Raw genomic sequence first — 16,747 nt, forward strand, 5'->3', positions numbered from 1 at the left:
CGCCGTTGAGGTTTCGACCTGCGAGGAAGAGGAGAGGTGACCACGCGATGCCGGCACGCGAGGAGATCCCGACCACCCTGCGGCGTTCGCCGAAGAAGGCGCAGGAGACGTGGATCAAGGCACATGACTCCGCGGTGGAGACCTACGGGGAGGGGGAGCGGGCGCACCGCACGGCGTTCGCAGCGCTGAAGCACTCCTTCGAGAAGGTCGGCGACCACTGGGAGCCGAAGGGCCGCAAGGGCCCGTCCGACGCCCAGGCCGCCCGGAGCGGGCCCAAGGCGGGCGAGACCGCCGAGGGGGTGGACGCCAACGCCTCCAAGCAGCACCTGTACGACGTGGCCAGGCGCCTGGACGTCAGGGGGCGGTCCACGATGTCGAAGGAGGAGCTGGTCTCGGCCATCAAGAAGGCGAACCGGCGGGCCACGGCGAAGGCCCGCTGAGCTCCTGAGTGCCGGATACCCACCCGGGGGCCGTGTTCCCGGGTGGGTATCGCCCTGCGTAAATCGCCGCCCCTTTTTGCGAAGATTTTCTTCCTTATCGCCATAAAGCGCCTTATGTCGGATGAGGGGGGCCGTGTATCGATGTGTATATCGCACGCCGAAGCGACCGCGGCAGGGAGGGAAGCGTCGTCATGACGGATGTGCCGAGCACGGGACCCCAGCCGGGCGATGACCGTCCGGTCCTGACGAATCGTCAGGGGCACCAGGTCTACGACAACCAGAACCAGCGCACGGTCGGCGCGAGGGGACCGGCCACGCTGGAGAACTACCAGTTCCTGGAGAAGATCAGCCACTTCGACCGCGAGCGCATCCCCGAGCGGGTGGTCCACGCCCGGGGGACGACCGCCTACGGCCACTTCGAGGCCTACGGCAAGCTCGGCGACGAGCCGATCGGCCGCTACACGCGGGCGAAGCTCTTCCAGGAGGCCGGTAAGCGGACCGACGTGGCCGTGCGGTTCTCCACGGTGATCGGCGGCAGGGACTCCTCGGAGGCCGCCCGCGACCCGCGCGGGTTCGCGGTGAAGTTCTACACCGAGGACGGCAACTGGGACCTCGTCGGCAACAACCTCGGCGTCTTCTTCATCAGGGACGCCATCAAGTTCCCCGACGTGATCCACGCGCTCAAGCCGGACCCGGTGACGTTCAGGCAGGAGCCCGGCCGGATCTTCGACTTCATGTCGCAGACACCGGAGAGCATGCACATGATCGTCAACCTGTTCAGCCCGCGCGGCATCCCCACCGACTACCGGCACATGCAGGGCTTCGGCGTCAACACCTACAAGTGGGTGAACGACCGGGGTGAGACCCACCTGGTCAAGTACCACTGGATGCCCAAGCAGGGCGTGCGCAGCATGACCGCCGAGGACGCCGCCGCCGTACAGGGGCAGGAGCTCGGGCACGCCACCAAGGACCTGCGCGAGGCGATCGACCGGGGCGACCACCCCGAGTGGGAGCTGCTCGTGCAGATCATGAGCGACGACGAGCACCCCGAACTGGACTTCGACCCGCTGGACGACACCAAGGTGTGGCCGGAGAACGAGTTCCCGCCCATGCCGGTCGGCAGGATGGTCCTGGACCGCAACGTGGCCAACAACTTCGCCGAGAACGAGCAGATCTCCTTCGGCACCGGCGTCCTGGTCGACGGTCTCGACTTCTCCGACGACAAGATGCTGGTGGGCCGCACGTTCTCCTACAGCGACACCCAGCGCCACCGGGTGGGCCCGAACTACCTGCAGCTGCCGGTCAACCAGGCCAAGAACGCCGAGGTGCGCACCAACCAGCGCGACGGCCAGATGACCTACCACGTCGACGGGCAGGGCGAGAACCCGCACGTCAACTACGAGCCGTCCATCACCGGGGGGCTCAGGGAGGGACGGTACCCCACCCACGACGAGCAGGGGCCGGTCGTCTCGGGGCGGCTGACCCGCAAGCGCATCCCGCGGACCAACGACTACACCCAGGCGGGCCAGCGCTACCTGCTGATGGAGGAATGGGAGCGCGACGACCTCGTGCTCAACTTCGTCGGCATGCTGAGACAGGCCGACCGGGCCGTCCAGGAGCGCATGGTCTGGCACTTCCTGATGGTCGAGGACGACCTCGGGCTCAGGGTCGGGGAGGGACTCGGGATCGGCCCCGACGACGTCTCCCACCTGGAGCCGCTGGCCGGCCAGGACCTGGGCGACGAGGACCGCGAGCGGATGTCCGGACTCGGCAAGAACGGGCCGCGCGACGTGACCGGCCTGAAGATGACCCACTGCGTGCCCGACGAGAGGACGCGGGCGCAGTTGTAGGACCCGTCGCCGGGTCGGAGCGGGCCGCGCTCCGGCCCGGCGCGGAGGGGAGTCGTGAACGGAGGTGACGGCGTCGGGACAGCACGAAATCCTCGGTCAAGGTCGCCCGATTTTTCCGCTTAAAAGGTATGAATGCCATTACAGCGGGCACGCGATCCTCAACCTGAGCCGCCGACACCTGAGCCTTTCCTACTCCCAATTGGATCGCCATGCCTGTTAAGAGCAACGTCATTCCGATCATCCACTGGTCCCGCCGCTCGTCCTGCCTCAGCGAGGACCCCGAGCTTTTCTTCCCCGTGTCCTACGAGGGGCCGGGCCGTGAGCAGTACGAGCGCGCCAGGGCGGTGTGCCGCCGGTGCCCGGTGCGCGGGCGCTGCCTGGAGTACGCGTTGAACACCCAGCAGATGTACGGCGTCTGGGGAGGAACCACCCCGGAGGAGCGCAGGGCCGCCATGACAGGGGAGAGGCGCAGGGTCAGATGACGCCTTCCGCGGCGACGGGCCGTCCCGGCCTCTTCGGTATTCTCAGGGTTCCGGGTCCCCGCGTCCCGGTCCTTTTCCGCGTCGGCCGTCAGCCGGCCATCCGGCCCCTCACGGGCCTGCCCGCTCCGCCCTGCCCGCCCGGCGCGTAGTCCAGGGCGATCTGCCCGCCAGGCTCGCCGGTTCCACCCCGCTCCCCAGTCTCCTCGCGCCCCCCGGTCTCCCCGACGAGGGCGCGGAACCGGGCGGCGTTGCGCTGGGAGTTGTCCGCGCAGCAGTTGTTGAAGAGCACGTGGGTCTCCTCGGCCCCCTCCGCGAGTTCCAGGATCCTGGCCGCCCACCGCGCGAGCTCCGCCTCCGAGTACATGTACGCGAAGCGCTCGTCGACGTTCTTGCTGGTCCACTTGTCGGAGTGCCCGTGCAGCCGCAGCACGGCGAGGCCGGAGGTCGCGGCCAGGACCGGCGGGATCGACGAGGTGTGCCCCTGGGGCATGTCGACCCCCACGTACGCGAGATCGTGCCCGGCGAGGAAGGCCAGGGTGTCCTCGCGGCTCTCCTCGTCCATCCAGGTGTGGTTGCGGAACTCGACGCTGACGCGCATCGGCGCGCAGCGCCGGGCGCACTCCAGGATGTAGCGCCTGTTGCCCTCCCCGATCGGGAACCACGGCGGGAACTGGAAGAGCACCGCCCCCAGCTTGCCCGCCTCGTGCAGCGGTTCCAGCGCGCCGAGGAACCGCCGCCAGACCTCGTCGGTGATCTCCCGCGGCACGTCCTTCGGGTAGAGGTTGCGCTGCGGGGGTGCGCCGAGGTCCTCCCGCAGGTCCTTGTAGAGGGAGGCGGGCCGGGTGGGATGCCCGGTCAGCAGGGAGAACGCCTTGACGTCGAAGGTGAAGTCCGCGGGCGTACGGTCGCGCCACGCCTCCACGGTGCTCTGTGACGGCGGGTGGTAGTAGGTGGCGTCCACCTCGGCGATCGGGAACCTCGTCGCGTAGTAGGCCAGGCGTTTCGCCGGGGTGGAGGCGTCGGGGGGATACCAGCCCGACTCCAGCAGCGACCGGTGCGTCCACGAGGCCGTGCCCACGAGGATCCTGCCCATACCCGCGTCCTCCCTCACGCCGCCGGGCCGCTAAGGCCTTCCACCGACGCCGCCGGCCAGCTCACCCAGGCGCGCGGGCCCTCCGGTGCTCGGCGACAGCGGCGGGGTGTCCATACCCTCGGCGCCCTCGGCGCCCCGCAGTCCCTCGAACAGCGCTTTCATCGCCTCCACCGCCGTGTGGCGCGGCTGCCAGCCCAGCTCGGCGCGGGCGCGGCCGATGTCCATGATCGGCATTCTGAGCACCAGGTCGACCAGGCCCGGCGAGGCGGGGATCAGCCTCATGTGCCAGGCCGCGGCGACGGTGCTCCTGAGCGCCCAGCCCGAGACGGGGACCAGCCGGGCACCGAGCAGTTCGGCCAGCACCGAGGGCTCGATCACCGGGTCGGCGGCGATGTTGAAGGCACCCGACACCGGCCGGGTGACCGCCAGCCGGTAGGCCTCGCCGACGTCGTCGGTGTGGACCGTCTGGAAGCGGAGCCCGGGAGTGTCGGGCACGAACGGGATCAGGCTCGGCCGTACCAGCCGCTGCGGCACGAACGGCCCGCCGAACAGGCGCCGCTGCCCGACCGCCGCCTCCCGCTTGAAGATGAACCCCGGCCGCAACCGCACGACCCTGATGCCGGGGTGGTCACGCTCGAACAGGTCGAGCACCCGCTCCACGTAGGCCTTCTCCCGGCCGTAGGCGGCACCTGGCCAGCCATGGGTCGGCCAGTCCTCGGTGACGGCCCGGTCCTTGGGAGCGGAGGAGTAGGCGCCCACCGAGGAGGCGTGCACGAGCGCGGAGACACCCGCCCGCGCGGCGGCCTCGAAGACCCTGATGCTGCCCAGGACGTTGTTCCGCCAGGTCGTCACCGGGGCACGGGTGGGCTGGAACAGCCACGCCAGGTGGACGACCGCGTCGGCTCCCTCCAGGTGTGGCGCCAGGTCGCCGCCGGCGACGTCGACGGTCCGCCAGGTGGTCTTGGGCGGATTCCAGTCCGGCTGCCTGCGGGCCAGGCCCACGATGGATGTGACGTCCTGATCGGCCGCGAGGGCGGACACCACGCTCGTGCCCACGTTTCCCGTCGCGCCGACGACTACTACTCGCATGCCTACCGGGTGCCCCGGGAGGGCCCGGTGAATCCATTCTCACGACTGCTTTGCCGTACGGGGAGACGATCCGGCGACACGCGATCGCCGCGTCCGGCTGTTCGGGGGGCGTCGTCCACCGGCCGGGCCGGATGCGGGGCCGGATGCGGGGCCGGGTCCGTCGTCCACCGGCCGGGCCGGATGCGGGGCCGGATGCGGGGCCGGGTCCGTCGCCCGCCGTGCGGGCCGGCCCGGACCGTCGCGCCCCGGGTTCCCGGAGCCGCCCGCGAGGGGCGGCGGGGAGACGGCGGTGGGTCAGCGCCGGGGGGACGGCCAGGGGTTGGGGCGGCAGCCGTACAGGGACTTGGTCTGCTGGAGCATCACCGGCGCCCGCCGGCCGCGCCCCGGGCAGGACACGTGGCCGTGGCCGAGGCCGTGGCCGACCTCGTGGCTGATGACGTACTCGCGGTAGGAGGCCACGTCGCGGCCGTAGCCGGTCGCCCCGCTGTTCCAGCGGACCGCGTTGATGACCGCGCGCCCGCCGTTCCAGCAGGAGAGGATGCCGTTGGTGCGCATCGGCAGGCACCGCCTGTCGGTCGTCTCGGGGCTGTTCAGTGAGACCCTGATCCTCACCGGGCCGCGGGCCACCCGCTTGAACCGGTACCCCCAGCCGCGCGGGTCGTTGAGGATCCGGTGCACCTCGGCGGCGAACTCCTCCACCTCGAACGGCAGGCCCCGCTCGACCTCCACCACGTACCGGATCACCTTGCCCTTCCCCCGGGGAGGCCGGGCCTCGCCGGGGGCGACGGTGTAGCGGCCCTTGGCCGACCTGGGAACCTTCACCTTCAGCGGCTGCTGCCGGCCGTTGGCGAGCAGCAGCGGCTCCTTGGCCGGTGAGGGGGGCGTGGGACCGGCGGAGTTCGCGGGCGCGGCCGTGTCTCGAAGGTCCTGGGGTCGCGGCGGCGGGGTCGGCGTCGCGGGCACCGCCGGTATCCCGGGCGGGGCGGCGTCAGGAGGCACGGGCCTGTCGGGAACGGGTTCGAGGTGACCGCTCAGCACCGTGGCCCCACCGGCTGTGAAGGTGACCACGATGCTCAGCGCGAGAAGCCACAGAACGGTCTTAGGGTCACGTCTCATTGCGTTCCTGGACATAGACCGTAAACCTTATTGCCCCTCGGCGGTAACTGATCAAACCAGGAGAAAATCCGTCATATGACGGCGGCGCCGGGGAACTTCGGGGGGTACGCCGACGGCGGCCGCATGTCGCGGCCGCCGTCGGATCAGGGGTTTTATGGGCTTAACAAGCCTTTCATTGGCTTAACAGATGGTTTGCTGACCTATGTGGCCGAGTGTCACCGGCTGTCGCGGGGAACCACCGGCCGGCGGCGGGGGCCGCGGCCGGTGCCGTGGCCCGGTGGCGGTCCCGCGGTCCCGCGGTCCTACGAGTGCGGGCAGGTGTCCCGGTACTCGGAGATGTTCCTGTCGTTGCTGGGCGCGGGGCACAGGAACTGCTCGTAGCGGGTGTCGTCGTCGATGAAGCGCTTCATCCACGAGACGCTGTACTTGGCGATCGTCGTGTTGGAGGTGTTGGGCGCGAAGTGGCTGGCGCCGTCGAGCTCCAGGTACGCCTTCTCCGAGGAGGCGGGGATGCTGTTGTAGAACGGCTTGGAATGCAGGGTCACCGAGGCGACCGAGTCGTTCTCCGCGCCGATGATCATTGTCGGGACGCGCAGGTCCGACCAGCTCTTGGTCGTGTGCCACGGGGTCAGCGGGATGGCCGCCTGCAGCTGGGGCCGGCTGTCGGCGGCCGCCAGCGTGCCGCCGCCGCCCATCGAGTGCCCGGCGACGCCGAGCCTGTTCGCGTCGACCCGGTTCGCGACCGAGCTCTCCCGCGTGAGGTAGTCGAGCGCGGCCAGCAGCTGCCGTCCCCGGCTGGCGGGCTGGTCGTAGCGGGTGTTGGTGTCGATGTTGAAGACGACGAAGCCGTGGGAGGCCAGCCGCGAGGCGAGCCAGGCCATGGTGGACCTGCTCGCGGTGTATCCGGGGGCGATGGCGACCCCGCCGAACGTCCCCTCGGCGGTGGACGTCGGGTAGTAGATCGTGCCTCCGCCGAAGCCGCTCACCCGCAGCGAGGAGACGGTGGTCTCCGAGATCGAGAAGGGTCCTCTGACCGCCTCGATGCTGGAGTCGGTCGGGTCGGGGCCGCGGTCGTAGGGACCGGCGGAGGCGGCCTGAGCGGCGGGGGCCGCGACGGCCTGCGCGGCGGGCGCGAGGGTCCCGCCGGTGCCGAGCAGAGCGAGTGCGAGGGTCAGCGTGGCGACCGTCGTCGCCCGGCGGGAACGCCTGGGCGCGGGGGCCTGGGGGGTGGTGCCGTACGGCTGCACGTTGCTGTACTCCGTTCCTGTGGGGGGAACCACGGCGATACGGCGGTCGAGGCGGACGGCCGTTCGTCGCGCGTCGGCCCGCCACCGGGAACGGCGGCGGTACGGTCAGCGCACCGGGGTGACCCCTCGGGTTTCTGACAGACGTAACTTTCTCCCTGTCAGTCCCGGAGTGCATCGGTGAAATCACCCGTACTCCATCGCACTGGTCAACACCGGTGAATCACGACATCAACCGCACCAGTTCCACCCGGGAGCGGATGTCGAGCTTGGCGAAGATGTTCCTGAGGTGGTGCTCGACGGTCCTCGGGCTCAGGAAGAGCCGGGCCGCCACCTCCCGGTTGGTGGCGCCGTCCGCCACGATGCGCGCGATCTGGTACTGCTGCGCGGTGAGCTTCTCCGTGGCCTTCGGGCGGTGCGACCGGACGGCCTCTCCCGCCCCGCGCAGCTCGGCGCGGGCCTGCTCGGCCCAGAGCCGCGCGCCGGAGCGCTCGAACGTCTCCAGCGCGCTGTGCAGGTGCTCCCTGGCCGCGCCCGGACGCCGGTTCCTGCGCAGCGCGCTGCCGAAGAGCAGCTGGGTGCGGGCCGTCTCGAACTCGGAGAACCCCTGGTGGTGCAGGTCGAGCGCGGCCCTGAAGTACTCCTCGGCGTCGCCGGGGGCGGCCAGGAGCGCGTGGCAGCGCGTGGCCAGCGCGCGCCGGTCGGGACTGCGGGTGCTGCCCACCCAGCGGTCGAGCACCCGCAGCGCCTCCCCGGCCCGCTCCCGGTCGCCCGTGCGCGCGGCGGCCTCGACGAACAAAGGGGTGGACATGACCCGCACGACGAGGTGGCCGCTGGTCCCGTCCGCCCTGGTCGTGGCCCGCAGCCGCTTGGCGGCGTCGGCGTGCCGGCCCGCCGCGAGGTCGAGGTGGGCCAGCGCCCAGGTGCCGAGCGCTCCCGCCACGCACACGCCGTGGGCGCCCGCCAGCTCGATGGCGCTCGCCGCCCTGATCGCGCACGTCTCCTCGTCCCCCTCGACGGCCGCGGTGAGGGCCAGCCACCCCAGGTGCTGGCCCGCGCTGTTGGGCCGCCCGCGCTCCTGGGCCAGCCGGAGCCCCTCGACGGCGCTGGCGGTGATGGAGGCGTAGCGGCCCATCCAGAGCTCGGCATTGATCATGAACTCCAGGACCTGCGGCACCGTGGAGACCGCCCCGCGGGCGCGCGCCGTCTCCACCGCCCGGCCGCACAACCGCACCGCCTGCGCGTCGTCGCCGAGCAGCAGGCTGGCCACGCCCGCCCACACCAGCACCGAGGGGGTGCGCACCGAGGGCGCGAGCTCCAGCACCCGGCGGAGCGGATCGGCCGCCTCCCGGTGACGGCCGTCGAAGGTCGCCGCCGTACCGGCCAGATACTCGAACATCAGCTGGGTGGCCGCCGGGTCGTCCGGGCGGCGCAGCGTGGCGGCCCACCGCGCCATGTCCAGGTAGCGAAGGTTGTCGCCGGCCAGATAGCTCGCCTCGCCCGCGCGGATGAGCACCCGCACGGCCTGCCCCCGATCCCTGTCCAGCAGCGACTCGGCCGCCGCCAGCAGGTCCTCCCCGGCACTGCCGGTCTTCCCGCTGCGCATCTCCAGGCTGCCGCGGATCAGCTCGGCCTGGCTGCGCACCTCCTCGGAGATCGTCAGCGACTGCAGGCGGGTGAGCAACGACCGGGCGCGGCGGGGCAGGCCCGCGTGCCAGGCGCGGTTGGCGGCCGCGGCCAGCCGCGCGGCCTTGACGTCGCCGTGCTCGGTCAGCTCGGCCGCCCGCTCGAAGGCGAGGAAGGCCGCCGGGTGGCCGCCGGGGGAGGTCGCCGCCGCCGCGGCCGCCGCCAGCTCGTCGGCGAGCGACTCGGCGGGGCCGTCCATCGCGGCGGCCCGGTGCCAGGCCCGCCGCAGCCGCTGGTGGTCGTGGCACAGCATGCCCGCGAGCAGGCGGTGCGCGGTGCGGCGGCGGGCGAGGGAGGCGCCGGCGTAGACGACCGTCCGCATCGCCGGTTCGCGGAAGTCGTAGCGGTCACCGGCACCGGCACCACCGCCGCCGCCGACATGGACGATCACCCCCGCCCGCTCCGCCGGTTCCAGCGCGGCCGGCGCGCACCCCGGCTCCGCCGCGTCGGCCAGGGTGACCGCCTCCAGGTCGGGATCCGCCGCGAGCAGCAGGAGCATGTCCGCGGTCTCGCCGGGCAGCCGCGCCAGCCGGTCGGTGTACGCGCGCCAGAGCCGCCCGCCCCTCGGCAGGGTTCCGGGCGGGGCGGCGGCGCCGGAGATCTGCTCGGGGCTCAGCGACCCGGCGAGCTCTCCGAGCGCCAGCGGGTTGCCGCAGGCGATCTCCAGCAGCGACGCCCGTACGTCGTCGGCCAGTCCCGGCACCAGGTCGTCGGCGAGCCGCCTGGCGGCCTTCTCGTCCAGGGCGCCCAGCTCGAACGCCGGTATGTCGTCGGGGGCGGCTGCGCCGTCGCCGCCGTCGCCGCCGTCGCCGCCGTCGTCGGCCCCGAACAGCAGCACGACCGGTTCCCCCGCCAGCCGTCTGGCCGCGAAGAAGAGCGCCGCGCGGCTGGGCGCGTCGAGGTGGTGAACGTCGTCGACGCAGGCCAGTACCGGGCCACCGGCGGCCGCCAGGAGGTTGAGGACCGCCGCGGGAAGCGTCAGCCCGCCGTCCGCCGCGCCCAGCTCCAGCGCCCGGGTCAGTGCCTCCGCCTGCGCGGGGGGGAGCGCGGGGAGCCGGTCGGCGACCGGTCTGAGCAGGCCGTGCAGCCCGGCGTACGGCAGGTGCGACTCCGCCTCGGTACCGCGCACCCTGAGCACGACGAAACCGCCCGTGCCGCCGGGGCCGCCGGTGCCGCCCGCGTGGGCCGCCGCGAGGTCGAGCAGCGCGGTCTTTCCCGTGCCCCGCGCCCCCCGCAGGATCGCCGCGCCCCCGGAGCCGCGCCGGGCGGCGTCGAGTAATCGCAGCAGCGCGTCCTGCTCCGTGTCACGGCCGTGCAGCGCCGGTGACCGGGTGGCGGCGGAGGGGGAGGGCATCCCTCAGTGTTACGCGCGTGTGTCGCGCCTGGAAAGAGCGCGTGGCGGGGTTCCCCACCGGCCTCCGCCGACCTGCGCCGGTGTACCGGTGGCCCAGGAAAGACCGGTGATTTCACCGATGCGCGCCGAGGGGATCCCGGACAGGCCCCGGACAGGCCCCGGGCGGACCTCAGGTGGATCTCAGGCGGACACCGGGCGGACCTCGGGCGGATCTTCAGCGGACACCAGGCGGGATCCGGGGAGGGGACGCGGAGCGGAGGGGGCCGGGCCGGCGGGGGCCGGCCCGGCCGAGGGGTGGGGCCGGGGCGCTCATCGGTCCGGGGCGATCGCCTTCCTGGCCTGTCCGGGGTCGTCGGCGGCCAGGGCGATCCGGGCGTTGTCGCGGCACCGCCGCAGGGAGTGGACGGCGAGAGTCTCCCGCACCGGGGAGATCCCGGGTGCGGACATCGACAGGCTGGTGACGCCCAGGCCGACCAGGACGGTCGCCAGAAGCGGGTCGGCCGCCGCCTCGCCGCACACGCCGACGGGCTTGCCCGCCGCCCGCCCGGCCGCCGCGCAGTCGGCGATCAGCTGGAGCAGCGCGGCCTGCCAGGGGTCGAGCAGGTCGGCGAGTTCCCCGTGCTGCCGGTCGGAGGCGAAGGTGTACTGGCTCAAATCGTTGGTGCCGATGCTCAGGAAGTCGAGTTCCTCCAGCAGGCGCCCGGCGCGCAGCGCGGCGGCGGGGACCTCCACCATCGCCCCGACGCGCGTGATCCCCCGGGCACGGGCCCGCCCGGCGAAGTCGGCGGCCTCGGCCACCGTCGTCACCATGGGCGCCATCACCCACGGCTCGGTCCCGGTCACGCGGGCCGCCTCGGCGATGGCGTCGAGCTGGGCGTCGAGCACCTCGGGCCTGACCCGGGAGACCCGCAGTCCCCGTACGCCCAGCGCCGGGTTGGTCTCCCCGGCCAGCCCGAGGAACGGCAGCGGCTTGTCCGTGCCCGCGTCGAGGGTGCGGACCACGACGTGCCCGCCGGGGGCGGCGCGCAGGACCGCGGCGTAGGCGGCCACCTGCTCCTCGCGGCTCGGCTCCTCGCGCCGGTCCAGGAAGAGGAACTCGGTGCGGAACAGCCCCACCCCCTCGGCGTCCACGCCCCCGGCCCCCTCCGCCGGGGGAACCCGGTCCTGCGGTGCGAGGTCGGCCGCCGAACCGATGTTGAGCAGCAGCTTGACCGGGTGGCCGTCGGAGGTCCGGCCGGGGCCCCGGACGGTGCCCGTCCGGCGGCGGTCGGCCTCGGCCCGGCGCTGGATCTCGGCGGCGGCCCCCTCGCCGATGCCGACCTCCACCTCGCCCCGCAGGCCGTCGACCGACACCCACGTCCCCTCGCCGATGTCGCCCGCCCCCCGGCAGGCGACCACGGCGGGCAGGCCGCGGGCACGGGCCAGGATGGCGGTGTGGCTGGTCGGGCCGCCCTTCTCGGTGACGAGGGCGAGGACGGACCCGGGATCCAGGTTCACCGTGTCGGCGGGGGACAGATCCGCGGCGACCAGGACGAACGGGTGACCCGGGTCGGGCACGCCGGGGACGGGCAGGCCCAGCAACGCCGCCACGGCCCGGTTGCGGATGTCGTCGAGGTCCGCGGCACGCTCGGCGAAGTAGCCGCCCGCCGCCACCAGCGCGCGCCGGTGGTGGGCGCAGGCCTCGTCGATGGCGTGCGCCGCGTCCTTGCCCGACCTGACGTTCGCCTCCACGGACTCGTGCAGGCCGGGGTCGTCGGCGATGAGGGACTGCGCCTCCAGGATCGCCCTCGCGTCGGCGTCGGGCGCCTTCTCCGCCCGCGCCGCCAGCTCGGAGACCGTGGCCCGCAGCGCGTTCATCGCCCGGTCGAGCTCGGCGCCGGCGTCGGTGACGGGGGAGGGCGCGGGCAGCTCCGGCGGACCCGCCATCCGGCAGACCCGCCCGGCGGCCCGGCCCGAGCTCACGCCCAGGCCACCGAGCGTCTCAGCCACGGGAGGTCTCTCCGGCGCCACGAGGGGCCTCTTCGGCGTCGAGGTCGCGGGCGAGCAGCTCGGCGAGGGAGTCGAGCGCCTCGTCGGCGCCCGGTCCCTCCGCCTCGATCGTGACCTCCGTGCCGTGCGTGGCGCCCAGCGCCAGCACGGCGAGCATGCTGTTCGCCGGTACGGGCTTGCCGTCCCCGACGCGGATGCGGACGGGCATCCCCTGCTTGGCCGCGGCCTGCACGAAGATCTTCGCGGGCCGGGCGTGAAGGCCCGTGCGTGAGGCGACGACCACTGTCCTCTCCGGCATCTCCGGTTCTCCTTCTGCGCGTTCTGCGAGTGGTGCGAGCTTGAGGGGGCCCGCGCGAGTTCGGCGGGCCTGTCCGGGCCTGTGTGCGGGGGCGGCCCCTTCCGCCGGGCTCGGCGGAAGGGGCGTGGGAGACCGGAGCCGGTCAGGGTTCGATGGTCACCTTGATGGCCTCGCCCCTGCTGACGATGTCGATCCCCTCCAGGACCCCCGCGAGCGGCAGCCGGTGCGTGATGAGGTCGGCGACCGGCACCGAGCCGTCGGCGATCAGCCGCAGGGCCCGGGCGTTGTGCGCCGGGCTGGACCCGTTGGCGCCGACGATGGTCAGCTCCCGGTAGTGGACCAGGTTGGAGTCGCACTGGATGATCGGGTTGTCCTTGGGCAGGCCGCCGAAGAAGCTGATCCGTCCCTGGCGGGCCGCCATCCGCAGCGCCTGCTCCTGGGCGGCGCCGGAGGCGGCGGCGGTGATGACGACGTCGGCCCCCCTGCCGTCGGTGAGCTTGAGCACCTGCTCGACGACGTCCTCGCCGTGGACGACCGCGTCCGGGTGGACCAGCCCCGCGGCCATCTCCAGCCGCCCGGCGTTGATGTCGACGAGGAAGACCCGCGCCGCGCCCCGCGCCCGCGCCAGCCGCACGTGCAGGCAGCCGATCGGGCCAGAGCCCATGATCACCACATCGTCGCCCTCACCCACGCGGGCCAGCTCCTGGCCGTTGAGCACGCAGGCCAGCGGCTCGGCCACCGACGCCTCGGCGAAACCGACCCCGTCCGGGACGCGGTTGACGCCGTCGACCGCGAGGACCTTCGCCGGGATGATCATGTACTCGGCGAAACCGCCGTCGTAGTGGTAGCCCATCGACTCCTGGTTCGGGCAGACGGTCATCCGGCCCCGGCGGCACTCCGCGCACTTCCCGCAGGGGATCGCGGCGATCACCTGCACCCGGTCACCCGGGGCCCACTCGCCCGCGTCGACGGCCTCGACCACCTCACCGGCGATCTCGTGCCCCATGACCCTCGGCGGCTTGATGTGGTGGTGACCGTGCTTGAGGATCTTCGCGTCGGTGCCGCAGGTCGAGCAGTTGCGCACGCGTATCTTGATCTCGCCTGGTCCGGTGACGGGTTCCGGCGCCTCCTCGACGCGGATGTCGCCAGGGGCGTAGAAACGGGCGACCTTCACTGTGCTTCGTCCTCTTCGTTCGGTTGCAGCAGCCGGACCACCTCGGCGACCTCCGTCGCCTCGCGAAGGGCCCGAGCCTGGTCGGGATCCATCAGGATCTGGGCGAGTTCGGCGAGCAGCCGTACGTGGCCGTCGCCCTTGGCGGCGATGCCGATGCACACCGTCACCCGGTCGCCGTCCCAGTCGACGCCGCCGGGAAAGCGCACGACGCTGATGGCGTCGTGCCGGACGGCGTCCTTGGCGGCCAGGGTGCCGTGCGGGATGGCGACCCCCTCGCCGACGTAGGTGGAGATCGAGCGCTCCCGTTCGAGCATGGTGTCGATGTAGGCGCTCTCCACCGCGCCGACGGCGAGCAGGGCCTCCCCGCACTGCCGGATCGCGTCGTCGCGGTCGGAGGCCGAGGCCGCCAGCCGGATGGCGCGCGGGTCCAGCGGCAGCGGCGCCGTCTCAGGCATTGACGGTGCCACCACTCTTGATCGTGCTGACCAGCCTGGTCACCGCCGGGTCCCCGATGAAGACCTGGAACGGGATCAGCACCTTGTCCGGGGCCCCGGCCCTGGCCCGGTTCGCCAGGCCGGCGTGGCAGACCACCACGTCGGCGTCGGCGGGGATCGAGTTGACCGGGGTGTGCTCCACCTGGACGTTCTGGTCCTTCAGCTGCTTGCGGAGCTGGGTGGCGAGCATGACGCTGCTGCCCATGCCCGCGTCGCAGGCCACGACGATCTTGTGGATGTCCTTGCTCTCGATGCTGGCCATCGGTCAGGCCTCCTTGGCGACGGGTGCGGTCTCGGTCTCGGTCTGGGCCGGGGGTTCCCCGGGGTTCTCCTCCGTCTCGTCCTTACCCCTGCCGAAGCCGAGGAGGGCCGAGGCGACGGCGAAGGAGACGAGGGTCGCGGCGAGGACGCCGGCGATGGTGCCGAACCACCCGCCCCTGGGAGTCACCGCGAGGAAGGCGAAGATGCTGCCGGGCGACGGCGTGGCCACCAGCCCGGCCCCGGTCATGATGAAGACCAGGACGCCCGTGGCGCCACCGGCGATGACCGCGAGGATCAGCCGGGGCTTCATGAGCACGTACGGGAAGTAGATCTCGTGGATGCCGCCGAAGAACTGGATGATGATCGCGGCGGGGGTGCTGGGGCGCAGCGCGCGGGGGCCGAAGAACATGAAGGCCAGAAGCAGGCCGAGCCCGGGTCCGGGATTCGACTCCAGCATGAACAGGATCGACTTGCCCGTCTCGGCCGCCTGTGCCACGCCCAGCGGGCCCATCACGCCGTGGTTGATGGCGTTGTTGAGGAAGAGCACCTTGGCGGGTTCGATCACGACCGAGGCCAGCGGCAGCAGGTTGTTGCCGATCAGCCAGGCGACCGCGTCGCTCGCGACACGGGTGACATTGGTGACGACGGGGCTGATGGCCAGGACCCCCACCAGGGCCATGGCGCCGCCGATGATGCCGGCGCTGAAGTTGTCCACCAGCATCTCGAAGCCGGCCTTGACCCGGTCGGCGACGAGCCCGTCGAACAGCTTCAGGATGTACGCGGTCAGCGGCCCTATGATCATCGCGCCGAGGAACATCGGGCTCTCCGCGCCGGCGACGACGCCCATGGTGGCGACGGCGCCGACCACGGCTCCGCGCTGGCCGTGGACCATCCGCCCGCCGGTGTAACCGATCAGGATCGGCAGCAGCACCTTCACGATCGGGTCGACCAGGACGGCGAACTTCTCGTTGGGCAGCCAGCCGGTGGGGATGAACAGAGCGGTGATCAGGCCCCAGGCGATGAACGCGCCGATGTTCGGCATGATCATCCCGGCGAGGTACCCGCCGAAACGCTGGATGCTCGCTCTCGCCCCGGTTCCTGTGACAGTCGGGGTGTACTCGCTCATGTGTGCTGCTCCTTCCGGGGCGGCCGGCGGCTGGGCCGGCCAGGGGGGTGGATCCGCGCCACTGTCAGCCCCCGGACCGCAGCGGCAGGGCGGGATCGGCTCCGGTGACGCGGACGTCGTCGCGCCGGATGTGGTGCGGGGAGGGCATCCGGCTTCCCGGTAGCCCGACCGCGGCGGTCGCCCAGGCCAGCGCCTCGACCAGCGCGCTCTCGCCGCGCGCCCCGCCGGCGAGGAACCCCGCGAGCATGGCGTCACCGGCGCCGACGGTGCTGCGCGGCTCGGCCACCGGGCACTGGCCGTGCCAGATCTGGTCGTCCTGCAGGAGGATCGCGCCGTCGGCGCCCAGGCTGGCCAGGACGGCGCCCGCGCCTCGGACCCGCAGGCTCTCCGCGGCCTTGATGGCGTCGCCCAGGGTCGAGATGGCGATCCCTGTGGCCTCGCCCAGCTCCTCCCGGTTGGGCTTGACCAGGGCGGGGGCCTCGGCGAGCGCCGAGACGAGGGCGGGGCCGCTGGTGTCGATCGCGACGTTGATGCCCGCCGCGCCGAACCGCTCGCACAGGCGGGCGTAGACGTCGGCGGGCACTTCTGGCGGGAGGCTGCCCGAGGCGACCACCCAGTCCGCGGAGCTGGCCGCGCCGAGCACGGCCTCGGCGATGGTGTCGAGCTCGGCCGGCGACAGGGCCGTCCCCGGCTCGTTGATCTTGGTGACCGTGCCGTCGGGTTCGGCCAGGGCGACGTTGGACCGGGTGGTCCCGGCGACCGGGACGGTGATCATCTCGATGCCCTCGGCCGCGAGCAGGCTCACCAGCTGCCGTCCCTCGTCGCCGCCGAAGGGGACGACCGCGCACGAGCGGATCCGGTTGGCCAGCAGCGCCCGGGAGACGTTGACACCCTTGCCGCCGGGATCGAGGTGGGCGGCGGCGGCGCGGATGACGGCCCCGCGGGTCAGCGACGCCACCTCGATCGTCCGGTCCAGGCTGGGGTTGAGGGTCAGGGTGACGATCACGCCGGGACCACCTCGATCGTACGGCCGGGGCCGGGAGACAGGGGG

The 16,747-nt window shown here is 72.7% G+C and carries 15 protein-coding genes; 3 read left to right on the forward strand and 12 right to left on the reverse strand.

Features of this window, described 5'->3' with window-relative positions; translation table 11 throughout:
• The first annotated feature begins 47 nt into the window (after positions 1-47).
• The 3 genes from ACTOQ1_RS11300 (at position 48) to ACTOQ1_RS11310 (ending at position 2,772) form a co-directional block, all read left to right on the forward strand.
• Complete coding sequence (locus ACTOQ1_RS11300) at positions 48-440, forward strand: ChaB family protein (protein ID WP_440066270.1); 393 nt, start codon at positions 48-50, stop codon at positions 438-440.
• Positions 441-631: 191 nt separating this feature from the next.
• On the forward strand, positions 632-2,290 hold the full coding sequence (locus ACTOQ1_RS11305; RefSeq protein ID WP_440066272.1) for a catalase: 1,659 nt from the start codon (positions 632-634) through the stop codon (positions 2,288-2,290).
• Between the two features lie 209 nt (positions 2,291-2,499).
• Positions 2,500-2,772 carry a WhiB family transcriptional regulator gene (locus tag ACTOQ1_RS11310; protein WP_362686321.1) on the forward strand — a complete coding sequence of 91 codons (273 nt, stop codon included), beginning with the start codon at positions 2,500-2,502 and terminating at the stop codon, positions 2,770-2,772.
• An 88-nt stretch (positions 2,773-2,860) separates the two neighbouring features.
• On the opposite strand, the gene ACTOQ1_RS11315 is transcribed toward ACTOQ1_RS11310, so the two are convergent.
• The 12 genes from ACTOQ1_RS11315 to pfkB all read right to left on the reverse strand — a co-directional run bounded on the left by ACTOQ1_RS11315 (position 2,861) and on the right by pfkB (position 16,702).
• The gene (locus tag ACTOQ1_RS11315) at positions 2,861-3,865 is read right to left on the reverse strand and encodes a DUF72 domain-containing protein (protein WP_440066274.1); all 1,005 of its coding nucleotides are present in this window, start codon (positions 3,863-3,865) and stop codon (positions 2,861-2,863) included.
• 30 nt (positions 3,866-3,895) lie between these two features.
• Positions 3,896-4,954, reverse strand: a complete 1,059-nt coding sequence (locus tag ACTOQ1_RS11320) for an NAD-dependent epimerase/dehydratase family protein (protein WP_440066276.1) — start codon at positions 4,952-4,954, stop codon at positions 3,896-3,898.
• A gap of 294 nt (positions 4,955-5,248) precedes the next feature.
• A complete protein-coding gene (locus ACTOQ1_RS11325) occupies positions 5,249-6,070 on the reverse strand; it encodes a DUF3152 domain-containing protein (protein WP_440066278.1) in 822 nt (273 codons plus the stop codon).
• A gap of 302 nt (positions 6,071-6,372) precedes the next feature.
• The gene (gene bdeA, locus ACTOQ1_RS11330) at positions 6,373-7,317 is read right to left on the reverse strand and encodes a bis(hydroxyethyl) terephthalate hydrolase (protein WP_440066549.1); all 945 of its coding nucleotides are present in this window, start codon (positions 7,315-7,317) and stop codon (positions 6,373-6,375) included.
• Between the two features lie 220 nt (positions 7,318-7,537).
• Complete coding sequence (locus ACTOQ1_RS11335; RefSeq protein WP_440066280.1) at positions 7,538-10,354, reverse strand: AAA family ATPase; 2,817 nt, start codon at positions 10,352-10,354, stop codon at positions 7,538-7,540.
• A gap of 309 nt (positions 10,355-10,663) precedes the next feature.
• The gene (ptsP, locus tag ACTOQ1_RS11340; RefSeq protein WP_440066282.1) at positions 10,664-12,343 is read right to left on the reverse strand and encodes a phosphoenolpyruvate--protein phosphotransferase; all 1,680 of its coding nucleotides are present in this window, start codon (positions 12,341-12,343) and stop codon (positions 10,664-10,666) included.
• A complete protein-coding gene (locus tag ACTOQ1_RS11345; protein ID WP_362686345.1) occupies positions 12,336-12,641 on the reverse strand; it encodes an HPr family phosphocarrier protein in 306 nt (101 codons plus the stop codon). Before ACTOQ1_RS11345 ends, ptsP begins: the two co-directional genes overlap by 8 nt.
• A gap of 142 nt (positions 12,642-12,783) precedes the next feature.
• Complete coding sequence (locus ACTOQ1_RS11350; RefSeq protein ID WP_440066285.1) at positions 12,784-13,815, reverse strand: zinc-dependent dehydrogenase; 1,032 nt, start codon at positions 13,813-13,815, stop codon at positions 12,784-12,786.
• Positions 13,812-14,270, reverse strand: coding sequence for a PTS sugar transporter subunit IIA (locus tag ACTOQ1_RS11355; protein ID WP_440066287.1), 459 nt, complete (start codon positions 14,268-14,270; stop codon positions 13,812-13,814). Before ACTOQ1_RS11355 ends, ACTOQ1_RS11350 begins: the two co-directional genes overlap by 4 nt.
• Positions 14,263-14,571, reverse strand: coding sequence for a PTS lactose transporter subunit IIB (locus ACTOQ1_RS11360; RefSeq protein WP_344744158.1), 309 nt, complete (start codon positions 14,569-14,571; stop codon positions 14,263-14,265). Before ACTOQ1_RS11360 ends, ACTOQ1_RS11355 begins: the two co-directional genes overlap by 8 nt.
• A 3-nt stretch (positions 14,572-14,574) precedes the next feature.
• Positions 14,575-15,696, reverse strand: coding sequence for a mannitol-specific PTS transporter subunit IIC (gene mtlA / locus ACTOQ1_RS11365; protein WP_440066289.1), 1,122 nt, complete (start codon positions 15,694-15,696; stop codon positions 14,575-14,577).
• 64 nt (positions 15,697-15,760) lie between these two features.
• Complete coding sequence (gene pfkB / locus ACTOQ1_RS11370; protein WP_440066291.1) at positions 15,761-16,702, reverse strand: 1-phosphofructokinase; 942 nt, start codon at positions 16,700-16,702, stop codon at positions 15,761-15,763.
• Positions 16,703-16,747 lie beyond the last annotated feature (45 nt).

It is taken from the genome of Streptosporangium sp. OZ121, from assembly GCF_051918885.1.
Lineage (GTDB): Bacteria > Actinomycetota > Actinomycetes > Streptosporangiales > Streptosporangiaceae > Streptosporangium.